General features: G+C 59.2%; 28 protein-coding genes. 7 read left to right on the top strand and 21 right to left on the bottom strand.

What is annotated here, in order from left to right:
- The first annotated feature begins 157 nt into the window (after positions 1–157).
- The 4 genes from murA to AC1RT6_RS09750 all read left to right on the top strand — a co-directional run bounded on the left by murA (position 158) and on the right by AC1RT6_RS09750 (position 4,195).
- Positions 158–1,450 (top strand): UDP-N-acetylglucosamine 1-carboxyvinyltransferase, encoded by a 1,293-nt coding sequence (murA, locus tag AC1RT6_RS09765; protein ID WP_079445320.1) that lies wholly within the window; start codon positions 158–160, stop codon positions 1,448–1,450.
- Positions 1,451–1,774: 324 nt separating this feature from the next.
- The gene (hisD, locus tag AC1RT6_RS09760; protein WP_079445396.1) at positions 1,775–3,064 is read left to right on the top strand and encodes a histidinol dehydrogenase; all 1,290 of its coding nucleotides are present in this window, start codon (positions 1,775–1,777) and stop codon (positions 3,062–3,064) included.
- 72 nt (positions 3,065–3,136) lie between these two features.
- Entirely contained in the window at positions 3,137–3,637 is a 501-nt protein-coding gene (locus AC1RT6_RS09755; RefSeq protein WP_079445397.1) for a UPF0262 family protein, read from the top strand.
- An 87-nt stretch (positions 3,638–3,724) separates the two neighbouring features.
- On the top strand, positions 3,725–4,195 hold the full coding sequence (locus tag AC1RT6_RS09750) for an arsenate-mycothiol transferase ArsC (RefSeq protein WP_079445398.1): 471 nt from the start codon (positions 3,725–3,727) through the stop codon (positions 4,193–4,195).
- A gap of 125 nt (positions 4,196–4,320) precedes the next feature.
- Here the strand turns inward: AC1RT6_RS09750 and AC1RT6_RS09745 are convergent, their stop codons facing one another.
- The gene (locus AC1RT6_RS09745) at positions 4,321–7,116 is read right to left on the bottom strand and encodes an EAL domain-containing protein (RefSeq protein ID WP_493029472.1); all 2,796 of its coding nucleotides are present in this window, start codon (positions 7,114–7,116) and stop codon (positions 4,321–4,323) included.
- Positions 7,117–7,463: 347 nt separating this feature from the next.
- Here AC1RT6_RS09745 and AC1RT6_RS09740 point away from each other — a divergent pair, with 347 nt between their 5' ends.
- Positions 7,464–7,823, top strand: a complete 360-nt coding sequence (locus AC1RT6_RS09740) for a cupredoxin domain-containing protein (RefSeq protein WP_079445322.1) — start codon at positions 7,464–7,466, stop codon at positions 7,821–7,823.
- 24 nt (positions 7,824–7,847) lie between these two features.
- On the opposite strand, the gene AC1RT6_RS09735 is transcribed toward AC1RT6_RS09740, so the two are convergent.
- The 8 genes from AC1RT6_RS09735 to AC1RT6_RS09700 all read right to left on the bottom strand — a co-directional run bounded on the left by AC1RT6_RS09735 (position 7,848) and on the right by AC1RT6_RS09700 (position 14,173).
- Positions 7,848–8,909 (bottom strand): hypothetical protein, encoded by a 1,062-nt coding sequence (locus AC1RT6_RS09735; protein ID WP_087881089.1) that lies wholly within the window; start codon positions 8,907–8,909, stop codon positions 7,848–7,850.
- 734 nt (positions 8,910–9,643) lie between these two features.
- Positions 9,644–10,675, bottom strand: coding sequence for a cytochrome-c peroxidase (locus tag AC1RT6_RS09730; RefSeq protein ID WP_079445323.1), 1,032 nt, complete (start codon positions 10,673–10,675; stop codon positions 9,644–9,646).
- A 317-nt stretch (positions 10,676–10,992) separates the two neighbouring features.
- Positions 10,993–11,289 (bottom strand): Imm27 family immunity protein, encoded by a 297-nt coding sequence (locus tag AC1RT6_RS09725; RefSeq protein ID WP_079445324.1) that lies wholly within the window; start codon positions 11,287–11,289, stop codon positions 10,993–10,995.
- Between the two features lie 329 nt (positions 11,290–11,618).
- On the bottom strand, positions 11,619–11,858 hold the full coding sequence (locus AC1RT6_RS09720) for a hypothetical protein (RefSeq protein ID WP_079445325.1): 240 nt from the start codon (positions 11,856–11,858) through the stop codon (positions 11,619–11,621).
- A gap of 284 nt (positions 11,859–12,142) precedes the next feature.
- Positions 12,143–12,670 carry a DUF4145 domain-containing protein gene (locus AC1RT6_RS09715; RefSeq protein WP_472791109.1) on the bottom strand — a complete coding sequence of 176 codons (528 nt, stop codon included), beginning with the start codon at positions 12,668–12,670 and terminating at the stop codon, positions 12,143–12,145.
- Between the two features lie 292 nt (positions 12,671–12,962).
- On the bottom strand, positions 12,963–13,154 hold the full coding sequence (locus AC1RT6_RS09710; protein WP_472791110.1) for a DUF3606 domain-containing protein: 192 nt from the start codon (positions 13,152–13,154) through the stop codon (positions 12,963–12,965).
- 420 nt (positions 13,155–13,574) lie between these two features.
- Entirely contained in the window at positions 13,575–13,778 is a 204-nt protein-coding gene (locus tag AC1RT6_RS09705; RefSeq protein ID WP_472791111.1) for a hypothetical protein, read from the bottom strand.
- Positions 13,779–14,047: 269 nt separating this feature from the next.
- Positions 14,048–14,173: a hypothetical protein gene (locus AC1RT6_RS09700; protein ID WP_472791112.1), complete on the bottom strand. Its 126-nt coding sequence runs from the start codon at positions 14,171–14,173 to the stop codon at positions 14,048–14,050.
- 179 nt (positions 14,174–14,352) lie between these two features.
- Here AC1RT6_RS09700 and AC1RT6_RS09695 point away from each other — a divergent pair, with 179 nt between their 5' ends.
- The gene (locus AC1RT6_RS09695; protein WP_472791113.1) at positions 14,353–14,538 is read left to right on the top strand and encodes a hypothetical protein; all 186 of its coding nucleotides are present in this window, start codon (positions 14,353–14,355) and stop codon (positions 14,536–14,538) included.
- A gap of 4 nt (positions 14,539–14,542) precedes the next feature.
- Complete coding sequence (locus tag AC1RT6_RS09690; RefSeq protein WP_472791114.1) at positions 14,543–15,241, top strand: phage replication initiation protein, NGO0469 family; 699 nt, start codon at positions 14,543–14,545, stop codon at positions 15,239–15,241.
- Between the two features lie 109 nt (positions 15,242–15,350).
- On the opposite strand, the gene AC1RT6_RS09685 is transcribed toward AC1RT6_RS09690, so the two are convergent.
- The 12 genes from AC1RT6_RS09685 to AC1RT6_RS09630 form a co-directional block, all read right to left on the bottom strand.
- Positions 15,351–15,881 carry a hypothetical protein gene (locus AC1RT6_RS09685; RefSeq protein ID WP_472791115.1) on the bottom strand — a complete coding sequence of 177 codons (531 nt, stop codon included), beginning with the start codon at positions 15,879–15,881 and terminating at the stop codon, positions 15,351–15,353.
- Positions 15,882–16,539: 658 nt separating this feature from the next.
- Positions 16,540–16,968, bottom strand: a complete 429-nt coding sequence (locus AC1RT6_RS09680; RefSeq protein WP_472791116.1) for a hypothetical protein — start codon at positions 16,966–16,968, stop codon at positions 16,540–16,542.
- A gap of 85 nt (positions 16,969–17,053) precedes the next feature.
- Entirely contained in the window at positions 17,054–17,254 is a 201-nt protein-coding gene (locus AC1RT6_RS09675; protein ID WP_472791117.1) for a hypothetical protein, read from the bottom strand.
- Positions 17,255–17,488: 234 nt separating this feature from the next.
- On the bottom strand, positions 17,489–17,851 hold the full coding sequence (locus tag AC1RT6_RS09670; RefSeq protein ID WP_472791118.1) for a PRC-barrel domain-containing protein: 363 nt from the start codon (positions 17,849–17,851) through the stop codon (positions 17,489–17,491).
- Positions 17,845–18,081, bottom strand: a complete 237-nt coding sequence (locus tag AC1RT6_RS09665) for a hypothetical protein (protein ID WP_472791119.1) — start codon at positions 18,079–18,081, stop codon at positions 17,845–17,847. The genes AC1RT6_RS09670 and AC1RT6_RS09665 overlap by 7 nt, the downstream gene beginning before the upstream one ends.
- Positions 18,078–18,275, bottom strand: coding sequence for a hypothetical protein (locus AC1RT6_RS09660; protein WP_472791120.1), 198 nt, complete (start codon positions 18,273–18,275; stop codon positions 18,078–18,080). Before AC1RT6_RS09660 ends, AC1RT6_RS09665 begins: the two co-directional genes overlap by 4 nt.
- Positions 18,276–18,553: 278 nt before the next feature.
- Positions 18,554–18,781 (bottom strand): hypothetical protein, encoded by a 228-nt coding sequence (locus AC1RT6_RS09655; protein WP_472791121.1) that lies wholly within the window; start codon positions 18,779–18,781, stop codon positions 18,554–18,556.
- 61 nt (positions 18,782–18,842) lie between these two features.
- Entirely contained in the window at positions 18,843–19,427 is a 585-nt protein-coding gene (locus tag AC1RT6_RS09650) for a M23 family metallopeptidase (RefSeq protein ID WP_472791122.1), read from the bottom strand.
- A gap of 1 nt (position 19,428) precedes the next feature.
- Positions 19,429–19,707: a hypothetical protein gene (locus AC1RT6_RS09645; protein ID WP_472791123.1), complete on the bottom strand. Its 279-nt coding sequence runs from the start codon at positions 19,705–19,707 to the stop codon at positions 19,429–19,431.
- A 7-nt stretch (positions 19,708–19,714) separates the two neighbouring features.
- Positions 19,715–21,496 carry a hypothetical protein gene (locus tag AC1RT6_RS09640; RefSeq protein WP_493029471.1) on the bottom strand — a complete coding sequence of 594 codons (1,782 nt, stop codon included), beginning with the start codon at positions 21,494–21,496 and terminating at the stop codon, positions 19,715–19,717.
- 1 nt (position 21,497) lies between these two features.
- A complete protein-coding gene (locus AC1RT6_RS09635) occupies positions 21,498–23,165 on the bottom strand; it encodes a hypothetical protein (protein ID WP_472791126.1) in 1,668 nt (555 codons plus the stop codon).
- 138 nt (positions 23,166–23,303) lie between these two features.
- Positions 23,304–23,798: a hypothetical protein gene (locus AC1RT6_RS09630; RefSeq protein ID WP_472791127.1), complete on the bottom strand. Its 495-nt coding sequence runs from the start codon at positions 23,796–23,798 to the stop codon at positions 23,304–23,306.
- Position 23,799: the final 1 nt, after the last annotated feature.

Genomic DNA, 23,799 nt, shown 5'->3' with positions numbered 1-23,799 from the left:
TTCACGCGAACCGGTATCTACTTTGCTCGAAAACGCTATAAATCATCAGGAAATCATCCGGCCGACAGGTTGTAAGCTCCTCTCAACGCCCTGATTTGCGAAGCTTTCGAGCGCGGGCGATTTCTCTTCTACTTCATCCATAGAAACGGAAATGGGTATGGATCGCATTCGCATCGTCGGTGGCAACAAGCTCAACGGCACCATTCCGATTTCTGGCGCAAAGAACGCGGCGCTGCCTTTGATGATCGCCGCGCTGCTGACCGAGGAGACGCTGATCCTCGACAACGTGCCGCGGCTTGCGGACGTTGCGCAGTTGCAGCGTATCCTCGGAAACCACGGCGTCGACATCATGTCGGCGGGCAAGCGCTCGGGCGATCACGAATATCAGGGACAGACCCTGCACATTTCGGCCGCGAACGTCATCGACACCACCGCGCCGTACGAACTGGTCTCGAGGATGCGGGCCAGCTTCTGGGTGATTGCGCCGCTCCTAGCACGGATGCATGAGGCCCGGGTGTCATTGCCCGGCGGTTGCGCCATCGGCACCCGTCCGGTCGATCTCCTGATCATGGCGCTGGAAAAACTGGGCGCCAGGATTGCGATCGACGGCGGCTATGTGATCGCCAGCGCGCCCGGCGGCCTGACGGGCGCCGAAGTGGAATTTCCCAAGGTGACCGTAAGCGGTACCCATGTTGCGTTGATGGCGGCAACGCTGGCGAACGGCACCACCATCATCACCAACGCGGCCTGCGAGCCGGAAATCGCCGACGTCGCGGATTGTCTCAATAAAATGGGCGCGCGCATTTCCGGGGCGGGCACGCCGCGGATCGTCATCGAGGGCGTCGGCAGGCTGGCTGGCGCACGGCACACCGTGCTGCCCGACCGGATCGAGACCGGCACTTATGCGATGGCGGTGGCGATGACCGGCGGCGAGGTGCTGCTGCGCGGCGCGCGGCCGGAGCTGTTGCAGTCGGCGCTCGATGTGCTGACCGATGCGGGCGTTGTCATCACGCCGAACAATGAGGGTATTCGGGTCGCACGCAACGGCGTCGGCATCAATCCGGTCACGGTCTCCACCGCGCCGTTTCCGGGATTTCCGACCGACCTTCAGGCACAACTCATGGCGTTGATGACGCGCGCCAAGGGGGCGTCCCATATCACCGAGACAATCTTCGAAAACCGCTTCATGCACGTGCAGGAGCTGGCACGGTTCGGCGCACGCATTCATCTGGACGGCGAAACAGCCACCATCGATGGCATTGGAACGCTGCGCGGAGCGCCGGTCATGGCGACGGATTTGCGAGCCTCGGTGTCGCTGGTGATTGCGGGACTTGCCGCCGAAGGGGAGACCGTGGTCAACCGCGTCTACCACCTCGACCGCGGTTTCGAGCAGCTTGAGAAAAAACTGTCGGCGTGCGGGGCTTCGATCGAGCGGATCAGCGAACGGTGATCCGATTTTTACCGTTCCCGCTAGCTTCGCGCCGCCGGAGCGGGCTCGTGCCAACCGGTTTCGGGCACGATCATCCTCGATCAAGGATGAAGACAAGTCAGTTTTTAACGCTGAATCAGGCGTCAGGTGTCTCGAAGGGTTGACGGCGATTTGAGGCCGCGCCATTGAGCGCTGTACCCGAGAGCGGGTTCGCTCCATGAGAGCCTTTCCGCTTCTGATGGAATCGGAAGCGGGGCTCTATGATTTTGATTTGACACGTTTTCTTCATGCGAACCGGTGCCCACTTCGCTTGAAAACGCTATAGATCTTGCCGGAAACATTCCCATGCCGATCCGTATCGATAGCCGCAGCGCCGATTTTGCCTCGCGCTTCAGGGCGTTTCTCGCGACCAAGCGCGAGGTCTCGGCCGATATCGAGGCGGCCACTCGTGTGATCGTCGATGACGTGGCGGCACGCGGCGATGCGGCGCTGATCGAGGCGACCCGCAGGTTCGACCGGCTTTCCATTGATGCCGCAGGACTCCGCTTCACGGCCGCCGAGATCGACGCCGCCGCGGAGGCTTGCGACACGGCGACGCTGGACGCGCTGAAACTGGCGCGCGATCGGATCGAGATTTTTCATCGCCGCCAACTGCCGAAGGACGACCATTTCACCGACGCGCTCGGCGTCGAGCTCGGCTCGCGCTGGACTGCGATCGAGGCGGTCGGACTTTACGTCCCGGGCGGCTCCGCGGCGTATCCGTCGTCGGTGCTGATGAACGCGGTGCCGGCCAGGGTCGCCGGTGTCGCCCGCGTTGTCATGGTCGTGCCCTCGCCAGAGGGCAAGATCAATCCACTGGTGCTGGCGGCGGCGCGGCTTGGCGGTGTCTCCGAAATCTATCGCGTCGGCGGCGCGCAGGCGGTCGCTGCTCTCGCCTACGGCACCGCGACCATCGCGCCGGTAGCCAAAATCGTGGGACCGGGCAACGCCTATGTCGCCGCCGCGAAGCGCCAGGTATTCGGCAGGGTCGGCATCGACATGATCGCTGGTCCCTCGGAAGTTCTTGTCATCGCCGACGACACCGGTAATGCGAACTGGATCGCCGCTGACTTGCTGGCGCAGGCGGAGCACGATGCCAATGCGCAGTCGATCCTGATCACCGACAGCGAGACGCTTGCCGCCGACGTCGAGCGCGCCGTGGAGGCGCAACTTGCAACATTGCCGAGGGCGGACATCGCGCGCGCCTCATGGACCAATTACGGCGCCATCATTCTGGTAAAGAGCCTCGATGAAGCGGTGACGCTGGCGGATGCCATTGCCGCGGAGCATCTGGAGATCATGACAGTCGACCCTGAAAGCCTCGCCGCGCGGATCCGAAATGCTGGCGCGATCTTTCTCGGCCCCCACACGCCGGAGGCGATTGGCGATTATGTCGGCGGCTCCAACCATGTGCTGCCGACGGCACGCTCGGCGCGGTTCTCATCGGGCCTTGGCGTGCTTGACTTCATGAAGCGAACGTCAATCCTGAAATGCGGACCGGACCAGTTGCGGGCGCTGGGGCCGGCGGCGATGACCCTGGGCAAGGCCGAGGGCCTTGACGCCCACGCCCGCTCGGTCGGAGTGCGTCTCAACTAGTGGAGCGAATTTGACATCCGCCTCTCACCGCGCCGAAACGGGATGCGAATGTTGGAATTGGACCAGCAGGCGATGAGCCAGGACTCACCCCAGGATGATTCTCGCAATTGTATCGTGGCGGTCACGCTCGATGAGGATTCGATTGGGCGTTCCGGGCCGGATATCGAACACGAGCGGGCGATCGCGATCTACGATCTCGTCGAGAAGAACCTGTTCGCGCCGGAAGGCGCGGAAGGTGGCCCGTTCACGCTGCACATCGCGATCACCGGCAACCGCCTGATGTTCGATATCAGGCGCGAAGACGGCGCGCCGGTGGTGACGCACCTGTTGTCCCTGACCCCGTTTCGTCGGATCGTGAAAGACTACTTTATGATCTGCGATAGCTATTATCAGGCGATCCGCACCGCGACGTCGGACAAGATCGAAGCCATCGACATGGGCCGGCGCGGTGTTCACGACGAAGGTTCACGCACGCTTCAGGAGCGACTGAGCGGCAAGGTCCGCGTCGATTTCGAGACCGCGCGGCGGCTGTTCACGCTGATCTCCGTCTTGCATTGGAAGGGTGGCGCATGATCCGAATGGCGGAACATCTGTCGCTGTCGCGATACCTGCGTGATGGTTGCGCGGAGGGCGCGCGCGAAACGAAAGTGGCCTGAGCGCATGGCCGCGCCGGCGCGCGTGGACAATCCCCAGTCGGTGCTGTTCGCCTGCGCGCATAACAGCGTGCGCTCGCCGATGGCGGCGAGCCTGTTGCAGCACATGTTTCCGCGAACGCTCTATGTACGATCCGCCGGTGTCCGGACCGGTGAACTCGATCCGTTCGCCGTCGCCGTGATGGCCGAACTGGGCCAGGATATCGCGAAGCACCGGCCGATGACGTTCGAAGAAGTCGAGGACTGGGAAGGTCTCAACTTCGATCTCATCATCACGCTGTCACCGGAAGCCCATCACAAGGCGCTGGAATTGACGCGGACGATTGCAGCCGATGTCGAATACTGGCCGACGCCGGATCCCACCAGCATCGAAGGCAGCCGCGAGCAGCGTCTGCAGGCCTATCGCGACGTCTGCGACGGATTGCTGTCACGTATCCGCAAGCGCTTTGCTCGGGGCGGAACAGGACTCAAGGCCTGATTTGCGAGAACGGAACCGGTTGAGCGAAAGACCGCCGCGGTTCGAGTCAGCTTAACGTCCGCAGATCCAAGACGGCCTACCGGCCCCATATCTTCGGGAGCATCGTTTCGTTTCAAGCTACGCAATCAGCGTGAAAAGCCACTTGCAGTCGTGAGCTTGCCGAGCTTCCGGGATGAACGCGAAGTACCACGACGCCTCTCAAATTTGCGAATCACGGATGAGACTTGGGGCGCCGATACCGGTTTGCTGAGGAAAAAGCCTTGCACTTCATCGCAGCCTTCAGCGGCAGCCTGATCAAACTGGGCGATGTTCTCCACGCCTTCGGCAGTGATTTGCATGCCGAGGCTTTTTCCAAGGCTCACGATAGCGCGAACGATCAGCTTCGACCCTTCTGTCGAGGTCAAGTCATGGACGAACGATTGATCAATCTTGAGCTTATCGAAGGGAAAACTCTGCAGGTAGCTCAAAGAAGAATATCCCGTCCCGAAATCGTCAATTGCGATCCGCAAGCCAAGCGACCGGAGCTTGTGCAGGGTCGCCATGGTTTCCGTGCTATTCGTAAGAAGCACCGACTCGGTGATCTCGATCTCCAGGCGTCCGGCTGGTAGCCGCGAGTGCATCAGCGCCGATGAGAAAGCCTCGACGAGGCGCGGGCTACGGAATTGCACGGAAGAGACATTCACTGAGACCTTGATGTCGTCTGGCCAGGATGCAGCTTGTTGGCAAGCCTGATCAATCACCCATTCGCCGAGCCGAATAATGAGACCAATCTCCTCGGCCACAGGGATGAACTTTTCGGGAGACACGAGGCCGAGCTGCGGGTGACGCCACCGCAGCAGAGCTTCGAACCGGCAAATCTTTTCAAGTTTGAGATTGTAGATTGGCTGATAGACCAACTCAAACTGGCCATTCGTCATCGCGTCCCGAAGATCGAGTTCGAGAGCGCGGCGTTTCTGTAGACTTTCGTCCATCTCAGTTTCAAAGAACCGCCAGACGCCGCTACCTTCAGCCTTGGCACGATACAACGCCAAGTCTGCATTCTTCAGGAGCTTTTCGCCATTCGAGCCATCGTGAGGAGCCAGCGAGATACCGATACTACAGCCGATGACAATCCGTTGTCCGTTGAATTCATAAGACTGTCCGATGCATTCAACGATACGTCGTGCAAGTCGCTCCACATCGTTAGAGTCTCGCGTGCCTGCTTGGATGATGGCAAACTCATCGCCGCCCAAACGAGCGACGGTATCGATCTCCCGGACACAGGCGAGCAGCCTGTCGGCGACTGCACAAAGCAGCTCGTCGCCGATCGGATGTCCGAGTGTGTCGTTGACCTGTTTGAAGTTGTCGAGGTCCAAACATAGAACGCTGAATCCAGCTCCGCGTCCGGCTTGGGCAACAGCTTGTTCGATACGCTCCGCCAGCAGCAGACGATTCGGGAGGTGGGTGAGGGCATCGTGACGGGCCATAAAAGCGATCTGAGTCTCCGCCCGCTGCTGCTCGGTGACGTCTTCGCAAGTTTCCAGCCATCCGCCATCGGAGGTCGAACGGCGGTCGATACGAATAATGCGACCATCGCTTAAACTCTGAAAATAGCTTCCGATCTCCGAGCGCGATATGGACGACTCCACGAGTTCATCGAGGGTCTGACCCGCGTGATTTCCTGCCATGATGCTCAGCTTCAGAACAGATTCGAACTGCATGCCAGCGCGGACATGGCCGGAAGGAATGCGGAAAATCTCGCAGAAACGGCGGTTGACGACTTGCAGGCAACCATCGTTGTCATACAGACACAAACCCTGCGACATGTTGTCGAGAGCGGCATCGAGTCTTCGGTTGGTCTCGTAGAGTTGCTCTTCCTGCCTCTTTAAGGCTGTGATGTCGCTGAAAACTACGATCTCGCCGCCTTCCTGGGTCTTGCTACGGCTGACGCGCAGCCACCGACCGTCCGGTAAACACGCTTCGCCTGTGAGGTCGTCGTTCGCGAGGAGCGCCGGGCCAGTTGAGGGAAACGCAATCTTGAATGTGTCTAGCGAGTCGAACCGGAGAAGCTCCGGTGCACTGGCAAGAAATTCGCTTGAGCGGGAGTTGGCCAGCGCGATCTTTCCGTCAGGATGAAGAAGAACGACGCCTTCGCGGGAATTTTCAAGCGCATCGGTCAAACGCGCTTGTGCGGACCTCCGCTGAGCGATTTCACGCCCAACCATATCTTTAATATTATTTCGCATCACGCTCATCGCGGCGATTAACGTACCGAGTTCGTCGGCTCCTCCCCTGGGGATGTTAACATCGAGCTCGCCCGCCGCGATGCTTCGTGCGGCTTTGGAGGCAACAGCAACCTGCCCAATAATACGGCGGCTTAACAGCCAAGTGACGAATCCGGAGAGAAGAAGCGCGATGGCGATAGCGCCGAGATTGAAATGCAAGTCACGATCAATCGCGGACAGAGCTCGTTGGCGGAACAAAAAGCCGTCGCCAGCAGTGTGGTTGATCAAAAGATCAATCTGCTGGTCAACGGTCTTCGCGTAGCCATCCAGGCGGTCGACATAGATGGCGCGGTTATTCACATCAGGTACTTTGCCGCCGTTGCTATACAGCGTGGCCCATTCACTGACTGCTTTGCGTACCTTTGTGACCGCATCAGTCGCGCCGGGGGACTGAGACCGTTCGGCGGCGATATTCAGATCGTCGTAAAAGGTACTTTCAAGCCTGGTAATTTTTTTATCAAGCTCGGTGCGCGCCTGAAGGTCGAGAATCCCCAGTCGCCGGGAGGCGACTGCGCGCATTTTAGAGAAGTCTGCGGCCGCTGCCCGTGCGTAGTTGATCGACATCAGAGATTCGTCGAATGTTTTGGCAACAAGACCGCCAGCGTGCTTGATGCTTTGCATGGCGTAGAATCCGAGAGCCGCCGTGATGGCACTCATTAACAGATAGCAAACCAGGATCTGTGTTCGGATTGTGTTACCCGCCGGTATGCAGGAGCGTATGCTTTCGTAAGCAGCGTGGAACAGCGCGCGATTTGCCCCGACTCCTGACGACATACTCGCACCCACACGATGGCTCCACTTCCGTCAGCGACCGAAGAATAAGCCCTACTTTCAGGGATAGCCCTGGCGATAAGGGCATTCGAAGGTGACATCACTCATCGGAATAGCGATATAATCTTTACGGCCGGTGTTGAGTAAAGGTACTTCTGGATTATGGTAACCAGTTAGTGCATCGAATCGTTCTAATTTACAGTTCGCGCATGAAGGTCTGACGGAGCAACGGAATGCATGTGCTCAGATGGATTTCGATCCTTCTAAGACGGAGTGATACGCATGTTTTGTTAGCAGTGTTAGGTGGTTTGCTCGCCGGCGGTGCATTAGCTGCCAGCCCTTATCAAATTTCACAGAAAAATCGTGAATTTCAGCCAGGCCATATTGCCATTAACCGCGGCGAGGCTTTGCGCTTTATCAACGACGATGGCGATCTTCTTCACCACGCTTATCTCACCTCCCCAACGTTCTCGTTCGATTCGAACGATCAGAAGCCGGGCACCTCATTCACCGTTGTCTTTCCGGTCGCGGGCAGCTTTACGGTGCGGTGCGGGATCCATCCAAAAATGAAGCTGACGGTGAAGGTGAACTGAGTTTGTTTGCTGGCCCGCCCGGGGTTACAAAACCGTCGTATTGAACAGCGCTGCGTGGCCGACGTAGTAGGCAAACAGCGTTGCGGCAAGTGCAGCGCAGAACCCGGCCGGAGCGGCGAGTGGAACACGCCGGTCGTTCTCTACCCGGCGGTCATCGGCAAGCACTGCGAACAGCACCGCAATGATGCCGGAATGCCCGATGGTGTCTATTTTTCCAAATTCCAGGCAAGCAGCGATGAACATACCGGCGAGAATTGCCGCTGCGCAGCGCCGGACCAGCGGCGTCCAGAGCAACGCAAATGCCAATACGAACTCAACGGCGCCAGCAGCACGCATATAGAACGCGGGATCAAACCCGAAAGTAATGCTCGGATGCGTGATGAAGATCGGATAACTCCACTGAGGATAGGCCCATTTTTCAACGGACGCCCACATCAGAGTCACCGCTGTCGCATAGCGCATGATATCAATCGGCTCGATCCCGAAGAACTTCTTCTGAAGTCCCCTCAAAGCAAGATATGCTGCGATGCCCAGAAAGATTGGGTAGTCCGCCAAATGGAACATTCCGTAGTCGTGTATCGCCATGCCGAACAAGATGACGATGCCGAGCGCGGAGATCGGCAAAGTCCGCCTCCACAATAGGCAAATCGCGATTGTGAACTGCAGGGGAGGGAGGAGCAGCGATTTGCTGGTCAATTCTGGCGTTAACAGGATGCCACCCAGCGTCCAAACACCGATGAAGAAAAAGAAGCAGAACGCACGCACCATTTCCTCAGTATGGAGGCGTATTCCAATGGTGACGCGATCCATTGACCGTAACATCGCTTCACCGAGAGGCGTCTTCTCGAGAAAGCAACCGGCAAGAAGTCCGACCGCGGCAATGAAGATTAGGATTTCGAAGTCCTGGCACAGCACGTTGGAGAGTTCCAGTGGCTGGCCCGCGACATCGTAAGCGCAGAACCATTTCACATGGGCGCTGGCACTGGCAGTGCTCGTCACGGCGAACAGCAAGGCGAGGAGACACCGGGCGAGGACAAGAGACGAGTTTCTCAGGACGGGGATGCTCCGCTGAAGGTAGCCGTTCATCGCGCAATCCAGGCAATTAACCAGAACGTGTTGGGAATTTATTTACTATACTGCAAATTGAATAGTTTGGAAGGCATGCCATTTAGCATGGTTAAAATTGGACAAAACCCGCGCGGAACTCGGGTTAGGGACCTACTAATTTGTAGGAGTTTCGAGGAGTCTGCGATTGGGGAACTCTGATGGCCAATCTATTCGTGTGATGAGTATGCTGTCTGCGACGCAAACTGAGCGAAGGTCGGATGAGTACCACAAGGGCGCGGGCCACAAGTCTGATCGCCGACCGAAGATCGTCTCTATCGTCAACGACATAGGATCGACTCGGCCGTCTCAAAGATTGGCGCATCATCCGGGTTGCCATCCGCTACGACGCATTCCGCGCGCATCGTCTTCTCAGCAATCTGTACTGCAGCTACAGTCGCCTTTATTTCAATCAATGAGTCCCCATTCAGCGGCGCTTCTCTTTCAAATTTTAGGTATTGGAACCACGAGATATCAATTTTTTTGACCTATCGTTTATGTAAGCGAGAGGCGGAGATTGGGATGTTTGTCCTATTGAGTGTCGCGGCTATTTTGGCCGGGGTTGTACTGGCGTGGGCTGCGGATAGACACACCGTCCATTTGGAAACACTGGAGACCTGCGCGGGTATATCGCTTTTTGCCGGCTTCGGTCTTTTAGGCGCTTTGCTATCGCATTTGGCCGCGTGATCGAACGAGGCAGATTTTTCGCGATGGATTTATTGAGTGGGTCCAGATAGCCGCGCACTAGGCGAGTCGGCGGTCAATGTTTGTAGAAATTCAATGAGCGCCTTCTTATCGGCTTCCGTCAGCGAGAGTGGTTCAATGGAAGGCGAGCGGCTAGGTCGATCGATGCCGCCTCTATTGTATAACTCGATCACGCCTTCCAAAGTCGGAATCGAGCCATCGTGCATGTAGGGTGCACGCTTCGCGACGTTGCGTAACGTCGGAGTCTTGAAGGCGTAGCGCAGCATCTCTGATTTCGGAAAAATTCGGCCCCTTCCAATATCGGCGCCGGTCGCAGTACCAATGTCCTGAAAGGATCCATCAGTGAACGATGGGCCGCTGTGGCAGTGCGAGCAATGGGCTTTGCCGTTGAACAGCGCGAACCCGCGCTTGGCTTCGGTAGAAATGGCCGTCTCGTCGCCCGCAATCCAGCGATCGAACGGTGCTTCACCGGCGACGATGGTGCGTTGGTAGATTCCCAACGCCTTCTCAATTCTGGTTCGTGTGATAGCGCCTTTCCCGAAGGCGGCGTTAAAGGCGGCAACATATCTCGGCGCGTGGCGCAAGCGTCGCACCAGTTCACGTTCTGTGATGTCCATGATCTGCGGACTCACCAATGGCTTGAAGGCCACCGACTCGAGATCCGGAAATTTTCCATCCCAGCCAAGAATATCAACGAACGCGATGTCAATTAATGTGGGCGTACGAATCTTAAGCCCCGCCGGGTCTTCGCCGACCGCCTGCGGCAAGCCGTCTGCCCATGATTTCGACGGGTCATGACATGACGCACAGGAGATCTTGCGCGATCCTGAAAGAATGGGATCGAAGAACAGCATCCTGCCAAGATCAGCCTTGGCGGGAGTGTAGGGATTGCTGTCCGGAAATGGGATCTTTGCCGGGCGTTGATAGTCGGACTTGACCTTATCAGAGATGAGGCCAGAACTATCCGTTTCTTCGGCCGCTGAAAAATTAAGCGGAACGCAGGCAAGCAACGCTGCGATAAGAAGCCCAGTCCGTCGTGTCATGTAGCACCAAGTTTGACGATAGCCTGATATACTTTCCTAATGCTTAAAGATTGATGGCAGGGTTCGGGGAAGCTAGGGCGCACGCAAGTCACATTTGAAAATCAGCTCTGTGATCCGCGAAATGTCGAGCAAGCGTCGCAGGATTTCCCCACGACTCGGCTTTGTCGCCCAGCTCGTTACCATGTTTCCCTGAGGACTTACGGCAACCGTTGCGTCATTCCCAACGTATCTGAACGTAGGAATGCGCAAAGTCCCGGCCAAACACGTTCGGAGAATCATCCTCTTCAATCGCTCATTTCGCGATTGCTAAAAACGGGCTATTTGGTCCTAAGTTTCGACGAAATTTCTGGCGCGCTTCTTCGGGCGATATCGCTCGCAAACGAGGTTGGTCCTCCACCGTGAAGTTCGCTCTGCGGATAATCGAGTTCCCAGAGCCTTCCATCATTGGGATCGCGATAGAGAGTGAGCCACCCGCTTGCATCGCGCCCGATCTCAAGAAGATGCGATTTGGTAAGCGCCACGATCCGCATGTTGACATCATCAGCGACGAGGCGGCCATCCTTCAACACCCACTGACCAATCAGCATCGTTTCATCAGGTTCGATGTTCATCATGGCACCGCCATCGCTAGACCGACCGCCGATCCCCGACTACGACGCATCTGCGCCGACTCCAATCAGGCGGGTCAACGCTCATTCTGCCGAGTCGCTGTATCCGATATGACTATTGCCCTGTCACAAGGCCGCTGCGGTCAGGGCGTGCGATGAGCCAGAAGAACAAGGCAGTCACTGTTCCGCAGATCATCACCAATGGAATTTGGACCGCCGCAGTGTTCAAAAATTTCGTCGTTAATCCCCACGAACCGTTTGATGAGTACTCGGGGAGCAGCACGTACTACATAAATCACGAGCCCCAGAAGCGCTCCGGCGGCCACGTAAACCGGCTAACCATTCCAGTCGCGCGACCTAAGAAAGATGAATAAAGGCACCCCAAAAACAACGGTGATCGGATATCCAAGCACTGCGGAGAGGCCGATTATCCACGCCGCTTCAGACAATTCTCGGAGATCAAAGCCGATTGCTTCGATGCGAAACGGTGCCGCGAGAATCGCTGCCAGCAGACGTGGCGTTATCGGGGCAACGAGGAAGCCAAGAACCGCTCTGAGCCACATCGAATTGGTCATCGCAGATCGTTTCCTACTTGGAAGGAAAAACCTGGTCGGCCCAACTCTCGTTGATGTTTGTGCTCGTCATTGCACCATTCGAGCACTCTACTAGCACCCATACCGTACGCAGCGACGGTACATCACCACGATGGGCGATACGGCCAGTTCGAACTCATTGATTTTCTTTGATGAAATGGTGCCAGGGGCGGCACCACACAGATTCCATACCCCATTGAAAGTATGAGAGAAGCGCGACTGTCGCGCGGAAGCGTACCCAGGTTGGTACCCGTTCGACCAACCCTCTATTTCACGGGTGGTTTCCTGGCCGCGGCCAATTTCGCGTCCAAGGCCGCTTTTATGGCCGCGGCCAGCGCCGGCTTGACGTAATAATGGTCGAAGACGGAATCGAGCACGTCGAGGCAAAACTCTGCCTCGTGCGGCTCGACATCAATAACTTGAAGGGAAGTCTGATCCGTAATCTTGTGCGCGGAGAAATTCCCAAAATTTCTTATAGTGTCAACAATAGTATGCACGCCGGATGGAAGAGCTTTAGTGGTGTCTGTTTCGGCCAAGGCGGCATCGATCTGTTTTGATAAATCTTTTTGCAGATAGCCGGCTCCGTGGAGAACGGACTGAAGGCATCGTCGGGACAGAGCCGCGGAAGCCTTGGCGCTCAAAGACAGCACGATGGCTGCTTCGTTGTAGTCGTCCGCAATATCTTTCGGGACAGCTTTAGGCGCTGGCGGTCTTCTCGATCCGATTGGATGAACTTGATTCCAATCAAAAACCCCTCCCGCGCCATTCCGAATTTCGGTCTGTCCTAAGCGCATGATCGGTTCGCTGCACTGCGGGCAGTCCATGTACCGGATGCGCCAACGCGATTCCTTGTTAGGGTGAAAGCGGATACTAGTCTCGCACCAGCTCTGATGTATCGCGGTAGAACAGTGTGGACATTTCATCAGAGCGCTCGGCTGAAGACATTGAAGCACTCTTCATAATCTCTTTCCGCGAGCATGCACAAGTTCCGTCGCCCCCGGAGCGGTCCCACTTTTTTGACGAATCGGAAGTCGAGAGCAATGATTATCCTTCACCACGAGAAGCGCGAACTCCTAGCGGCCCGGACTAGCCTCCCTTAAGCGCGGTCTCGACCTTCTTGCGGCTGATGCCGACCTTCTTCACGGCCTTCTTCACCGCTCTGGCGGACTTGCCGGACTTCTTCGCCGCGTAGCCGACCTCGTAGTCCTGCCCGCCGGCCACGCGGGCCCGGTCCTGGTTGCGACCGCGTGTTGATTGCTTCTTAGCTGCCTTGGCCATCGCTAGTCACTCCTAGTGAAGTGCGAAGAACGCGGCGAAGACTCGAGAGTTCCGCTTCCATACTAATCGGGCTTGCCCGAAGACCCGATGATGAGCCGATAAGCCGGCACCCAAGCCGTATTCCAGCTTTCCATCGTCTCGCCGCATAAGGCGCACTCGAAGCTGTCCGTCTGCCGCTTCGGAGCCATTGACTCGGTGCGGCGGTAGACGGCCCCGCACTTGCACTTGCGATGGTGCTCTTCCATGAAGGCGATATACACCAATTTCCGCGTTCAGACCACCGCGGCCTAGTCTGCAACTAGTCCGAAGCCCTTATCCAGGCCGCGCTGCCGTGCTCGTGGCACCACCACTGCTTCATGCCGGGCGAGTAGGGCTCCAGCGTCTGCTCTGTTTGTCTTTTGCAGGTGAGGCAGAGGCGGGTCATAGCTTGAGGTATTCGTCGTAGGTCACGGCCTCGAAGGCCTTCTCAATCTCGCTCTCCGGCTCGTCGATGTTGCGCGCTATCGCATCCACCGGGATGTCATGCGACTGGCTGATTTTCACACGGCCGAATGTCATGCGTGACATCTTCTTAGAAGGCTCGGTCACTTCACCCAGCGCCTGCCACTCGGGCGTGCCTTTCATTTTCTGATCCAGCTTTTTCGGCGTCGACTTTGCATGCGAGCAACCAGATCGGTGCCGGGTAGTCGATCCGCACTCGTCACATCCCCCCTTGCCCTTGGTCGACCGCGGCGGAGTAGGCACCCTTTCTTTGGCCTGCGGAGTCGGCACCTCGATAGTCACGGTTTGCTCTAGTGCGCGCTGGGCTAGAATGAACTCGATTACCTGGTCAGAGTCCGCTTCCTGCTCGTGGATAGTCTGGCCGTCTCGGACGATTACGATTTTGTACTCGTTCATACACCTTTGATGAGTGAGCGGATAACTTCTGCAATCGTGGTGCCCTTGCGGAACGCCAGGCGGCGCAGGATGCCGTGCTCCTTCTTGTAAATGCGAATGTGCCCGTACGTTTCTTTAGCCATGCCCTAAGCATAGCATGCGGCGGGCTGCTCAGTGTTGGGTGTGTGGATAACGCGCCCCACGCGCTCAACGCTCCATGGTAGGATAGGGATAGGTCGATAGCAGATTACAAAGTAACTCACGCCGCTTGTTCTGCCGCCATTGCTCGTGAGTGGTGGCGGTGGAGCTGGCGGAAGCAAATATGCAGAACGAATTAGCAGCCGCGCGCACCGCGCGCGATGAGGCTTTCTCGGCATTCGTCGAGGAGAGCGCGAAAGCGACCAAGCACTCGCTCAGGGCCAAGGCCGCCCGCGCCCGATACATGCTCGCGCGCGACGAGGTGCGGGCGCTCGAGCGGGACATTATGAGCTATCCGATAATGAAATAAATCTATGGCACTGACAGCACCGAAGGGGAAAAGCAGCGAGCCCGCACCCAAGGGCAACCACGTCGCCCGGCTCTACCAGATAATCCACATCGGCACGAACGACTTCGAGTACATGGGCGAGACGAAGTCCTCGGACAAGATACGGCTCACTTTTGAGCTCTCCAACGAGCGCAAGGCGTTCAAGGAGGGCGACGAGCCGCGCCCGTGGTCCGTGTCGCGCGAGTTCGGCTTCTCGATGCACGCCAAGTCAAAGCTCCGCCCGTTCGTCGAGGGCATGATAGGGGCGCCGCTCTTCGACAAGGAGGCGGACAACTTCGACTTCGAGAGCCTGCTCGGGCAGGAGTGCCTTCTCAACGTCGTGCATGACGAGAAGAACGGCAGCGTCTACGCCAACATCGCGGGCGCGTCGCCGCTTCCCAAGGGCATGGCCGCTCCCGCCCCCGTCAACGAGAAGCGGATGATCGACGTGAACACGGCGGAGGCCGAGGAGATCGAGGCGCTGCCGGAGTTCATCAAGTCCAAGATGTTCTCGAGCGTCGAGTGGCAGGGACGCGCCAAGCACGCGGAGAACATGGCAGGCGGACCGCGCGCCAACCGTCCCGCCCGCGTCGCTGCCGAGATGGCGGCTGATGAGGAGGCAGAGAACGAGATAGCAGGGCGAGATGACGCGGACGGCTTGGGCGAGGATGCTATTCAGATCTAGGCACCAAACAGGGCAAAAGCGGCCTCGTCGGACTAATGGGAAACCGGGGCACGCAAAGGCCGCCTAACACGGGCGGCTTTTTGCTATGGCGGTTCAACAGACTTAAAAATCATAACCGCGGCTTGTCTTCGTTCTGCGTCGCCAAAAACTCCTCGATTGCGTCATCGCCCCACTTCGCGCGGATGCTTTTTTCGTAGTCAGAAAAGCGGCGTATCCTGCGTTGGATTTGCTGCTGCTCGCGAAAACTGACCATGCACAACGAATGGCAAAAAGCGCTCGCGATTATAGCGGTTAAAGTGAAGAGTTTGAAATGCTCCGCATAAACCTGCACCGTTGGTACGGCAATGTACGTGAGCAACGACAGTGCTGCGAACCCGAGAAAAAGTACGGCGAGGATCTGATTTCTCGTGGCATTCGAAATATCGATTTCTAACAGGATTTTTGCTCCTGGATTGTCTTCCATTAACGCTCGCGCGAATAGATATTTTCGCATCTCCTTCGACTTCCTTTTGCTGAGGCTCATATTGCGGCGCTTGTCGAGGTAATCGCGAACGCGGTCGGTCCATAGGTTCGCCGCAATCGAAAGCGGAATGCTCAATAAGCCGCCCAGCACCAGTCCCACCCAAAACACGGTATTCATCGCAGATCCCGAGTTATCCCCGCGCAGTAGTTGCACGATTTCCCCGCGTGCTACAATTGGGGGGTATATGGAGAAATCGAGAATGACGATTGCGCCTGTGCACCCGACCGATGTGGTAGGATTTACATGCGCCATTCTCGGCGGACATATACCGAATACGAGCCGTACCCTTTGAGTTGGGGCGGCTCTAATTCGTTGTGCGCCAATTCCGCCTTCCCGGGCCATCCGCTCCGCTCAACGGATGTAAACCACACAGCGCGTAAACAGGCAGCTCTTTGAAAGATTGTTGTGAGGGGGAGATTGGTCAGGTGCCGTAACGCCCAACCTATTGGCATCAGTGGAGCTGACTGATGTACGGGCAAGCCAAGACTGCTTAAAACCACTGCGGCTCTCCCTCTCAGCAATTTTTCGCCGCCGCCGCTCAAGCCGTTTCAGGTTCTGTTGCGAAAGCAGGGAAAACAAGTTGACCACTCTTGCCCTGCCATCTGAACAGCATCGGAAAGGGAGCAGACTGGGAATGTGGATACATACTGAAGCCTGCTGCTGCTTCACTCGCTGCGTCTGAGGGTATCAGAGGTAAAAGTGGGGCTAGTGCCAAGCGCGTCCTTGAAACGTCGAAGGCGGGCCGCTGTCGAACGGCTCCGCCCAGGACGCAGCCCTAATGCCAGGTGCAGGTGCAGGGAGCGGCGCCGCTGCAGATAGTGCCGTCTGAATTTACGGGAGGCGTCCTGCATTCATCGGTGGCGAGGACGCAGTCGAGCCAGCCGGTGCATGTGCAGGCATTCGTCGTGGACTCGCATGTATAGTTGAGCCGTCCGCCACCTCCGCCGCCGCCGCGCCGGGCGACACTCAGCAGGTTCACGATAGTCGCCATCTTGGCAACGTCGTTCCCTTTGAGATTCTTCACTCCCAGCCTCTGCAGGCCCTCATCGGTAATAGGGACCGTGGCGTTGCTTATCGAAGCCATACTCTTATCCGAGGCCATGCTCTGATCTGCCGTGTCGTGTTTCACTTCCTGGCAAACCGCGATGCTGTAGGTGCCGAGCAGCAGAGCAATGCTCGCCGCGAGCGCAGGCATTTTAATCATCTAAAGTGCTCCCTCTTTTGATTCGAATCCGAGGCCAATCATATTATCCGCCCTTCCGGGTGTCGTCAGTCGGAACGGATCATGCTTATCGAATCATGAAGCTGATAGCGGCGGGCAACGCTTCGACGACCACGGCCACGTGCCGCGTATCGGGCGGGTTGCTGTCGTTGCACTCGCACGGCGCCCCGTAGCCGCATGCGCAGCCTATCTCGGGATCGTAGGGACTGTCGGGATGGCGCTCGCACACCCAGCCGAGGCCGCGGCAGATCGGGCAGTTCTCGTTCATCGTTCCGACGTAATTTGGTTCTTCCTGAGCCTGGCCTTGGGGTGCACGGTCCCGCGGGGGGCTTTGGGGCAAAAGCTGCGGGACCGTGCCGGGGCCTCTTGGGGGAGAGGGCCCCGTCGCCCTAATATGTAGGCGCGGTCCATCGTTGTAAGGCCCCTCGACGAGCTTTGCGCTGCATTCTTCAGCTGAGAATTGGCGGTGACTGCATCTCAGCGCGGAGCGGACAATCGGGACCTAGGTAGCGCGGACGCCGTAGTAGTCATTGACTGACCTTATGCGGGTCTGATCAGACCAGTTCCAGTCCGAATCGGCCGAATACTTAGGCGCGCCGTTAAGCTGCTCCAGCGTGATGGCCGTGCGATAGCCGCCGAGCGCCGTGTCGTATTTCAGGCTCTCCCAGGGAAGCGGGTAATGGTCGTTGCCGATGCCGAGGAATCCGCCGAAGCCGAGAACGGCGTAGGATACCTTGCCGCTAGTCTTCTCGATCATGACGCGCTCGATCGACCCGATCCTCTCGTCGTTGGCGCCGAAGACGGCGGTGCCCTCGACCTTATCGCTGCCGATCAATGTGCTCGTCTCTCTCTCTTCGGTTACCATGCTATTTCTCCTCCGCCGTTATGCTCGGGCGGCGGGGCCGCTTTTTGCCGGCCGCCGTGCCGAACAGCTTTGACCAGCCTCGCGCCGCTCCAGACTTCAAAATTCCTTCCGTCGGCGATACGGCCCGCTTTCCTGATCGCTTCCGCGTCGTCGCGGCAGCTCATCTTGTCGAATCCCGCTACGCGACCGTCGTCGCCGATCAGGTACGCCCGATAGCTTTCGCCGGTCATTTTGGCTCCCCTCGGGGCGAGCGTGCCAACGCTTCGATAGCCGAGGCCGCCTCGGCCCGCTTCACCGCCTTGAGCACTTTTTCGCGCTCGGCGCCCTCCGGCAGATCGGCGGCCTCTTTGCGGGCGTCCGCTGCGAACTCCGCAAGCCGCTCCTGAAGCGATTTTGTCTGCTTCGCACGAGACCTGGGCTTCATAAGAAATGTCCCCTGCTCAAGGGTCGCAAGCTAGCGGCCGAAGAACAGCCAGAGAAGAAGGATTACGGGTATCGGCACGCCGATAAGCCAGAGCAGAAGTCCGCGTCCCATTTTCGTCTCCCGGTGATCAAAACGGCGACTCAACGTCGCATGGGTGGAATGGTTCCGCGCCGCCGCGCGGGGCGCTAAAATCGGGCTTTGGCGACCGAAACGCAGATACCCCCGTCGGCAGGGGGGTTCGTGCGTTAGAACGCATTATAGGGCGTTTGGCGGGCCGTTTAGGACCCGCTCTCGAACCGCTGGATGACGAAGGCGTAGAATGCGCCGGCGATGACGAGCACGTTTGCGACGGTCTCCCAATAGCCTACGGCGACCAGCGCGCAGTAGAGCCCGGCAGCGCCGAGGCTGATGGCGAGCAGGACGATGAGCGTCTCAAGCTGGTTTGTCGTCTTCTGCTTGATCCACTGCACCAGGAGAGAGACTGCGGCGCCGATGATGATAGTCATGATGAAAGTTGCTTACGGGTAATCGAAGCGCGGGACGCTCCTCCTGAAAGCGTAGCACGGCCTAGAGGCCGGCCAGGTAGTACTTCGCGAGGCGCAGGCCGTTGGCGATGAGCAGCGGCACGCTTGCCTTGTCGAGCGCGTACTCCCTTGCGAAGTAGAGGGCGGGGTCGGTGCTGCCGGTCGCGTCGTTGCTGTCGAGCTTGTAGCCGGAGCCGTCGATGCGGTAGAGGCCCATGTGGGTGTGCGGCCCGGTCGAGAAGCCGGTATTGTTTCCGATCATGATCACTTCGCCGAGCTTCGGGCGGTAGTTCTCCTTCACGAGCACCTTCTTGCCGTGGCAGAGCCAGATGCGCGCGTAGCAGAGCATGCCGCCCACGTAGACCGGGTCGATGGAGACGAGCGATACCTGGTTGCCGCCGCCGTTCTTTTCAAATGAAACGCTCTCGACCCGGAAGCCCTCGACCGGGCAGTAGATGGGAAACTGCGTCTGATACGATACAGGGCCCGAGCGCCCGACGTTCGCGTCGACGCCGTTATGCCGCTTGAAGTTAGGGTCGTTAAACTGATGGGAATACGCGTCGGTTACGGCGCCCCATCGCTGGGTTATAACGTACGGCTTCATCGGCCAATAAATTTTGAGGTACATGTTAGTGAAAGAAAGCGAGTACGAGCCCGAGGATGGTGAGGACGACGCCGAGGATGCTGAACGCGATCGAGCCGGCGAACCGCCACGTCCGCGCCGAAGACTGCATGTCGCTGGTCGCCTGCTCGAGGACCCGCAGCCGCTTCTCATGGTCCTCGTTCTTGGTCTGCGCCGCCTCGGTGAGCGTCTTGATGTCTGCGCCGAAGTTGCGCATGCGCTCGTTGAGCGTCACGAGCAGGTCGTGGTCGGTCTGGTATTCGGTTAGCTCGCGGAGTTCGGCCATACGCTCATTATTGCACGGCCCGCTGCGTCAGCTTGCTCATGACGGCGGGGAAGGCGCGATTGAGCACCGGGCCGAGGTTCGGATTCTTCCGGAGGAGGGCGCTGATCGATCCCGACGACTGTTTGCCGAGCCACGCCGCGACGCGGCTCTTTACGGCCGTGGACTCGAACGCCTTCTCCACCGCGTAAGCGCTCGCGCCGCCCAGGATGGCGGGTATCGCCGCGCCGCCGGTCGCGATCGCCGTCACGATCGCGCCGGTCGCCGCCGCGCCCCCTGACGGCAGGCTCACGAGGTTGGAGCGCTGCACTATCTTGTCGCGGTTGCGCACGGCGATCTCCGCCGACGTGAGGTCGGCGTACTGCTGGTTGAGCTTCTCTATCTCCGGGCTGTTGGGCGCGACCTTCTCGGTGATCGCTTCGCGTATCGCGCCGTACACCTGCTTGAGCGTCGAGTTCACCGTCTTGTCGTCGCTGGGGTTGCCCGTGAACCGGGTCTGCTCCGCGACATGCCCGATAAGATCCTGCGCCTCGCGAGGGGACAGGGCGGAAAGGTCCCGCGACGCCTCGCCGGTCCTCGTGATGATCCCCTCATCATTGATGCCGTGCTCGTACAGCAAAGCGTCCCTGATATTGGAGAGCTGGGTGACGATCCCCTGGTTCTGCTTTCCGCCCTTTGCCGCCTGGGCCATAGCCTCGTCGATCTTCCCTATCGCGGGATTCGCGTTGATGCGGAGCGAGCTGTTCTGGGGAAGCTCGTAGATCGCGCCGATCTGGGCTCCTACAACGTCATTCTTCGCGGCCGAGATATTCCTGCCGAAGTCGCTCAGGCTGTTGCCGGTGATGCCGAGCTCGGCGACCGTGCGGCCCGGGTCCTTGCCGTAGGAGAAGTCAGCTGTCTTCGGCTTGATGAGGCTGTTGATGAAGCGCGGCGCCTGCTGCTTGGAGACCGCGATGCCCGCGCGAATTCCGCCGATGCCTATCGGTACGAGGGCGCCGGCGGCCGTGCCGGCTCCCGGCGCGAATGCTTCCGCTCCGGTCTTGCCTTTCTGAAGGTTGCCGCTCACGTCATAGGCGTAGCCCGTAGCGGCTCCTGCGGCCGAGCGCGCGGCGGTCTGCTTGCCTATCTGTGAGAGCGTCTGCTTGGCGACTTGCTTTACGGGCTCTGCGGTATAGCGGGCGAATGAGGTAGCACCACGCGCCCCCGCGCTGTAATTGCCAGCAGTCAGGAGGTCTGCCGCTACGCCCGCTACGTTTCCAAGCGCTTGAGCGTTCGTGTCGGCGGCATGGGGCAGCAGGTCGGTCTGCGTGCCGACTGACGAGCTGCTCTGGAGGATATGCTCGTACATCGCCTTTTGGGACGCCGTGATCGGCTGCCCGGCCGCCTGCCTCTGCCTGATCGTCTTGATGAAATTGAGGTCCGATGCGGCCAAATCCTGGTTCGCCTTGTTGAGCATGTCTTCGCCGGTTACCGATGACGGCATGCCGGCCGCTATCTCGCCGCCCAAACCTTGCTCTGCGCCGGTGAGGAAGCCCCCGGCATCCTTGGCGGCCTGCCCCAGATTGGAGAAAAAGGTGCCGACGCTCGGCTTCTGGGCGCCGGCTACAACGTGGCCCATCACGAGAGAGCCTGGCTTCGCGGCAGCGGAATTTGTTACAGCCGCGGGCGCGGCCGCTGAATGCTTCTTCTTGAAATCGTCCACGACGAACCGGATGTTCGAATCCGGCTCTTTGGCCGCGACCATCTTCCGAACGATGTCGTCGAGCCGCGCGCGCTTGTCTTCGGGTAGCATGTTAGTAGTTGTATTTGGCCCTCAGGTCTTCCGGTGACGATGACGGCTGCGAGAGGTCGGTGCGGCCGTTGCTGGCCTGGAGCGCCTTGTAGTTCTCGATGTTGCCCTGGAGGCTGCCGATGAGGGCGTCGATCTTGTAGACGGCGGTCTCCGGCGTGTCGTTGAGCGTCGCCAGTATCTTCTTGTACTTGTCCTCGTCTTCTTTCCGCAGCACGCCGCCTTCGAGCGCCTTTCCGACCGTCTGGCGCACGCGGTCAACGTCGGCCTGGAGCTTGCGCGCGTCCGACCACGGATTGAGCGCCGCGAAGCCGGTGATCGGCCCGAGCTGGTCGGCATGGCCCTCGATCTTGGCCTTGAGCTCGTTGAGCGCGGACACTGCCGTGTCGGTCTGATTGATAGCGGAGATGGCGGTGTCGGACAGCGGCTTGCCGAAGGCATTGAAGCCGCGCGCGGCCAGGACGGGGGCGAGGGCGCCCTTCTGCGTCGGGGTGAGCTGGTTGAACAGCTCCGGGTTCGACATCACCGCGTCGGCGAGCGGGCTCGATGCCGAGCCGCCGCCCGATGATCCGCTGCTCACGCCTCCGAGCCGCAGGGTCTGGACGCTGATGGCCTGGGTCTTCGGGTCCTGCACGAGCACGTCCGCGTACTTGATGCCGCCGCTGTCGCGCGTGGTGGTGCTCAGTATCTTCTGCTCCGGCACGAAGGCGGGGAGGCTCTGGAAGAAGCCGACCGGCAATCCCGCCTGCATCTCCATCTGGCTGATGGAGTTTCGCTGGGCGTCGCTGAGCGCTTCGAACGACGCGCCGCTGTCCTTCATCGTGTTCCAAATGGTCTGGAGGTTCGCGGTCGCGTTCTGCTGGAGCTTGTCCTGCGCCGTTTCCTCCCTGTCCTGCTGGGCATTGAGGAGATTGAGCGTCTGAACGTTGCGGTCGAACTCCTGGCCATAAGCCTGCGAAGCGTTCGTAAAGTCCTGCTGGGTGAAGTCCATCACCATCTGCAATGTCGCGGTCTTGTTGGCGACTTGCCGCGCTACAGCGGAGCGCTCGACCTGCAAGAGGGCGACCTGGCGCTGCGCCTCGCGGCCGATGGCGCCCTGCCTGTTGCCGATGGCACGCATGCTCAGCGGCTGGTCGCTCGCGCGGTCGGCATCGGTGAACGCGCCGGTATTGATGCGGTCGATCTCGCTGTCGATGCTGGAGAGCTGGGTCTCCAAAGGCTCGAGGCCGAGCTGCTGGCGCTGCTGCGTGAACATCTCCATCATCGACGGCGGCCGGGGAGGCGGCGTTGCCGCGTCGCCAGTAATCTTGGCGGTCAGGTCACGGATGACCTTCTGGCTCTGGCGGATGTCTATGTCTTGGTCTTTGGTCTGCGTGTAGAGGCTCAAAGCCTCCTGGTTCGCTCCCGCTGCCAGCTGCTTAGGGTCAACAATCTGTGCCGGCGCGGCGCCGGGCGCGGGCGGAGCGCCGTTGATAGTGGGCACCATGGGGGTTTGCGTGGGCGCTGCTAAGGGCGCAATCGGCGCTGCAACGGGAGCAGCAAGAGGCGCTGCTGCTTGCGGAGCGGCCGCGGCAGGAGCCGAGTACGGAGCGTAAACCGAGCCGGCGATGTCGGTGTCGCGCGAGAACTGCTGCTTGGTGACCGGGTCGGTAATGATGCTCAGCTTTGCCATAAATAGCTAGAAATGGTAGGCTCCCGGCATGAATAAGTACGCATTCGAGCGCGAGGTTTCGACGCTGCACTGGGCTGACTTCGGCTGGATGGTTGTCGCGAGTGTCATGGCGGTTGGTCTCATAGTAGCACTTGTTTTCTAGGCGATCTTCAGCGTGCCCCCGTCATTCCAGATTGTTCCCGAAGAGAGGCCCGCATCCGATGTCGGCAGGCCGCCCATGATGATGCGCGTGTCGCCCAAGAGGTCGCGCAGTATGCCGACGTAGACGCTGCTGTCGGCGTTGCGCAGGAGAACCTGCTGGCTTCCCAGCCCGTCGCCGTCGCCCGACACGTCCAGCATCACGACGCCGTCGCCGTGCTCGATCGCCATGCCGCCGGTGCCGCTGAAGGGGGTTGCGGTGTTATGGATGAATACGCCGCCGTCGAATGATATCTTGCCGTTGGCGCTGTCGAGCACGATGCGGAAGCCGTTGGCGTCGGGATCGGAAGTGAACGCGCCGCCCTCGTCGATGCTCCAGCCTCCGACCTCGTTGCCGGGGCCGATGCGCAGCTCGCGGATGCGGCGCGGGACCGCGTAGCCCCGGCGCGTCTGCTTGATCCTGGTGTCGACCGGCTTGTTCTCCCTGGTGGCCATA

It is taken from the genome of Nitrobacter sp. MLSD-S21 (assembly GCF_058809865.1).
The sequence above is the reverse complement of the archived record's forward strand: the minus strand, read 5'-3'. Positions and strand labels throughout refer to the sequence as shown.

Coding starts and splice junctions, on each gene's coding strand:
- hisD (WP_079445396.1), top strand. CDS start 1,775: ATGCCGATCCGTATCGATAGCCGCAGCGCCGATTTTGCCTCGCGCTTC.
- AC1RT6_RS09635 (WP_472791126.1), bottom strand. CDS start 23,165: ATGGCAAAGCTGAGCATCATTACCGACCCGGTCACCAAGCAGCAGTTC.
- AC1RT6_RS09675 (WP_472791117.1), bottom strand. CDS start 17,254: ATGAACGAGAACTGCCCGATCTGCCGCGGCCTCGGCTGGGTGTGCGAG.
- AC1RT6_RS09695 (WP_472791113.1), top strand. CDS start 14,353: ATGCAGAACGAATTAGCAGCCGCGCGCACCGCGCGCGATGAGGCTTTC.
- AC1RT6_RS09640 (WP_493029471.1), bottom strand. CDS start 21,496: ATGCTACCCGAAGACAAGCGCGCGCGGCTCGACGACATCGTTCGGAAG.
- AC1RT6_RS09700 (WP_472791112.1), bottom strand. CDS start 14,173: ATGGCTAAAGAAACGTACGGGCACATTCGCATTTACAAGAAGGAGCAC.
- AC1RT6_RS09680 (WP_472791116.1), bottom strand. CDS start 16,968: ATGATTAAAATGCCTGCGCTCGCGGCGAGCATTGCTCTGCTGCTCGGC.
- AC1RT6_RS09665 (WP_472791119.1), bottom strand. CDS start 18,081: ATGACCGGCGAAAGCTATCGGGCGTACCTGATCGGCGACGACGGTCGC.
- AC1RT6_RS09710 (WP_472791110.1), bottom strand. CDS start 13,154: ATGGCCAAGGCAGCTAAGAAGCAATCAACACGCGGTCGCAACCAGGAC.
- AC1RT6_RS09650 (WP_472791122.1), bottom strand. CDS start 19,427: ATGTACCTCAAAATTTATTGGCCGATGAAGCCGTACGTTATAACCCAG.
- AC1RT6_RS09630 (WP_472791127.1), bottom strand. CDS start 23,798: ATGGCCACCAGGGAGAACAAGCCGGTCGACACCAGGATCAAGCAGACG.
- AC1RT6_RS09705 (WP_472791111.1), bottom strand. CDS start 13,778: ATGAAAGGCACGCCCGAGTGGCAGGCGCTGGGTGAAGTGACCGAGCCT.
- AC1RT6_RS09750 (WP_079445398.1), top strand. CDS start 3,725: ATGGCCGCGCCGGCGCGCGTGGACAATCCCCAGTCGGTGCTGTTCGCC.
- AC1RT6_RS09745 (WP_493029472.1), bottom strand. CDS start 7,116: ATGAGTGCCATCACGGCGGCTCTCGGATTCTACGCCATGCAAAGCATC.
- AC1RT6_RS09715 (WP_472791109.1), bottom strand. CDS start 12,670: ATGCGCTTAGGACAGACCGAAATTCGGAATGGCGCGGGAGGGGTTTTT.
- AC1RT6_RS09725 (WP_079445324.1), bottom strand. CDS start 11,289: ATGATGAACATCGAACCTGATGAAACGATGCTGATTGGTCAGTGGGTG.
- AC1RT6_RS09740 (WP_079445322.1), top strand. CDS start 7,464: ATGCATGTGCTCAGATGGATTTCGATCCTTCTAAGACGGAGTGATACG.
- AC1RT6_RS09660 (WP_472791120.1), bottom strand. CDS start 18,275: ATGAAGCCCAGGTCTCGTGCGAAGCAGACAAAATCGCTTCAGGAGCGG.
- murA (WP_079445320.1), top strand. CDS start 158: ATGGATCGCATTCGCATCGTCGGTGGCAACAAGCTCAACGGCACCATT.
- AC1RT6_RS09685 (WP_472791115.1), bottom strand. CDS start 15,881: ATGAATACCGTGTTTTGGGTGGGACTGGTGCTGGGCGGCTTATTGAGC.
- AC1RT6_RS09720 (WP_079445325.1), bottom strand. CDS start 11,858: ATGACCAATTCGATGTGGCTCAGAGCGGTTCTTGGCTTCCTCGTTGCC.
- AC1RT6_RS09655 (WP_472791121.1), bottom strand. CDS start 18,781: ATGACTATCATCATCGGCGCCGCAGTCTCTCTCCTGGTGCAGTGGATC.
- AC1RT6_RS09735 (WP_087881089.1), bottom strand. CDS start 8,909: ATGAACGGCTACCTTCAGCGGAGCATCCCCGTCCTGAGAAACTCGTCT.
- AC1RT6_RS09670 (WP_472791118.1), bottom strand. CDS start 17,851: ATGGTAACCGAAGAGAGAGAGACGAGCACATTGATCGGCAGCGATAAG.
- AC1RT6_RS09645 (WP_472791123.1), bottom strand. CDS start 19,707: ATGGCCGAACTCCGCGAGCTAACCGAATACCAGACCGACCACGACCTG.
- AC1RT6_RS09690 (WP_472791114.1), top strand. CDS start 14,543: ATGGCACTGACAGCACCGAAGGGGAAAAGCAGCGAGCCCGCACCCAAG.
- AC1RT6_RS09730 (WP_079445323.1), bottom strand. CDS start 10,675: ATGACACGACGGACTGGGCTTCTTATCGCAGCGTTGCTTGCCTGCGTT.
- AC1RT6_RS09755 (WP_079445397.1), top strand. CDS start 3,137: ATGAGCCAGGACTCACCCCAGGATGATTCTCGCAATTGTATCGTGGCG.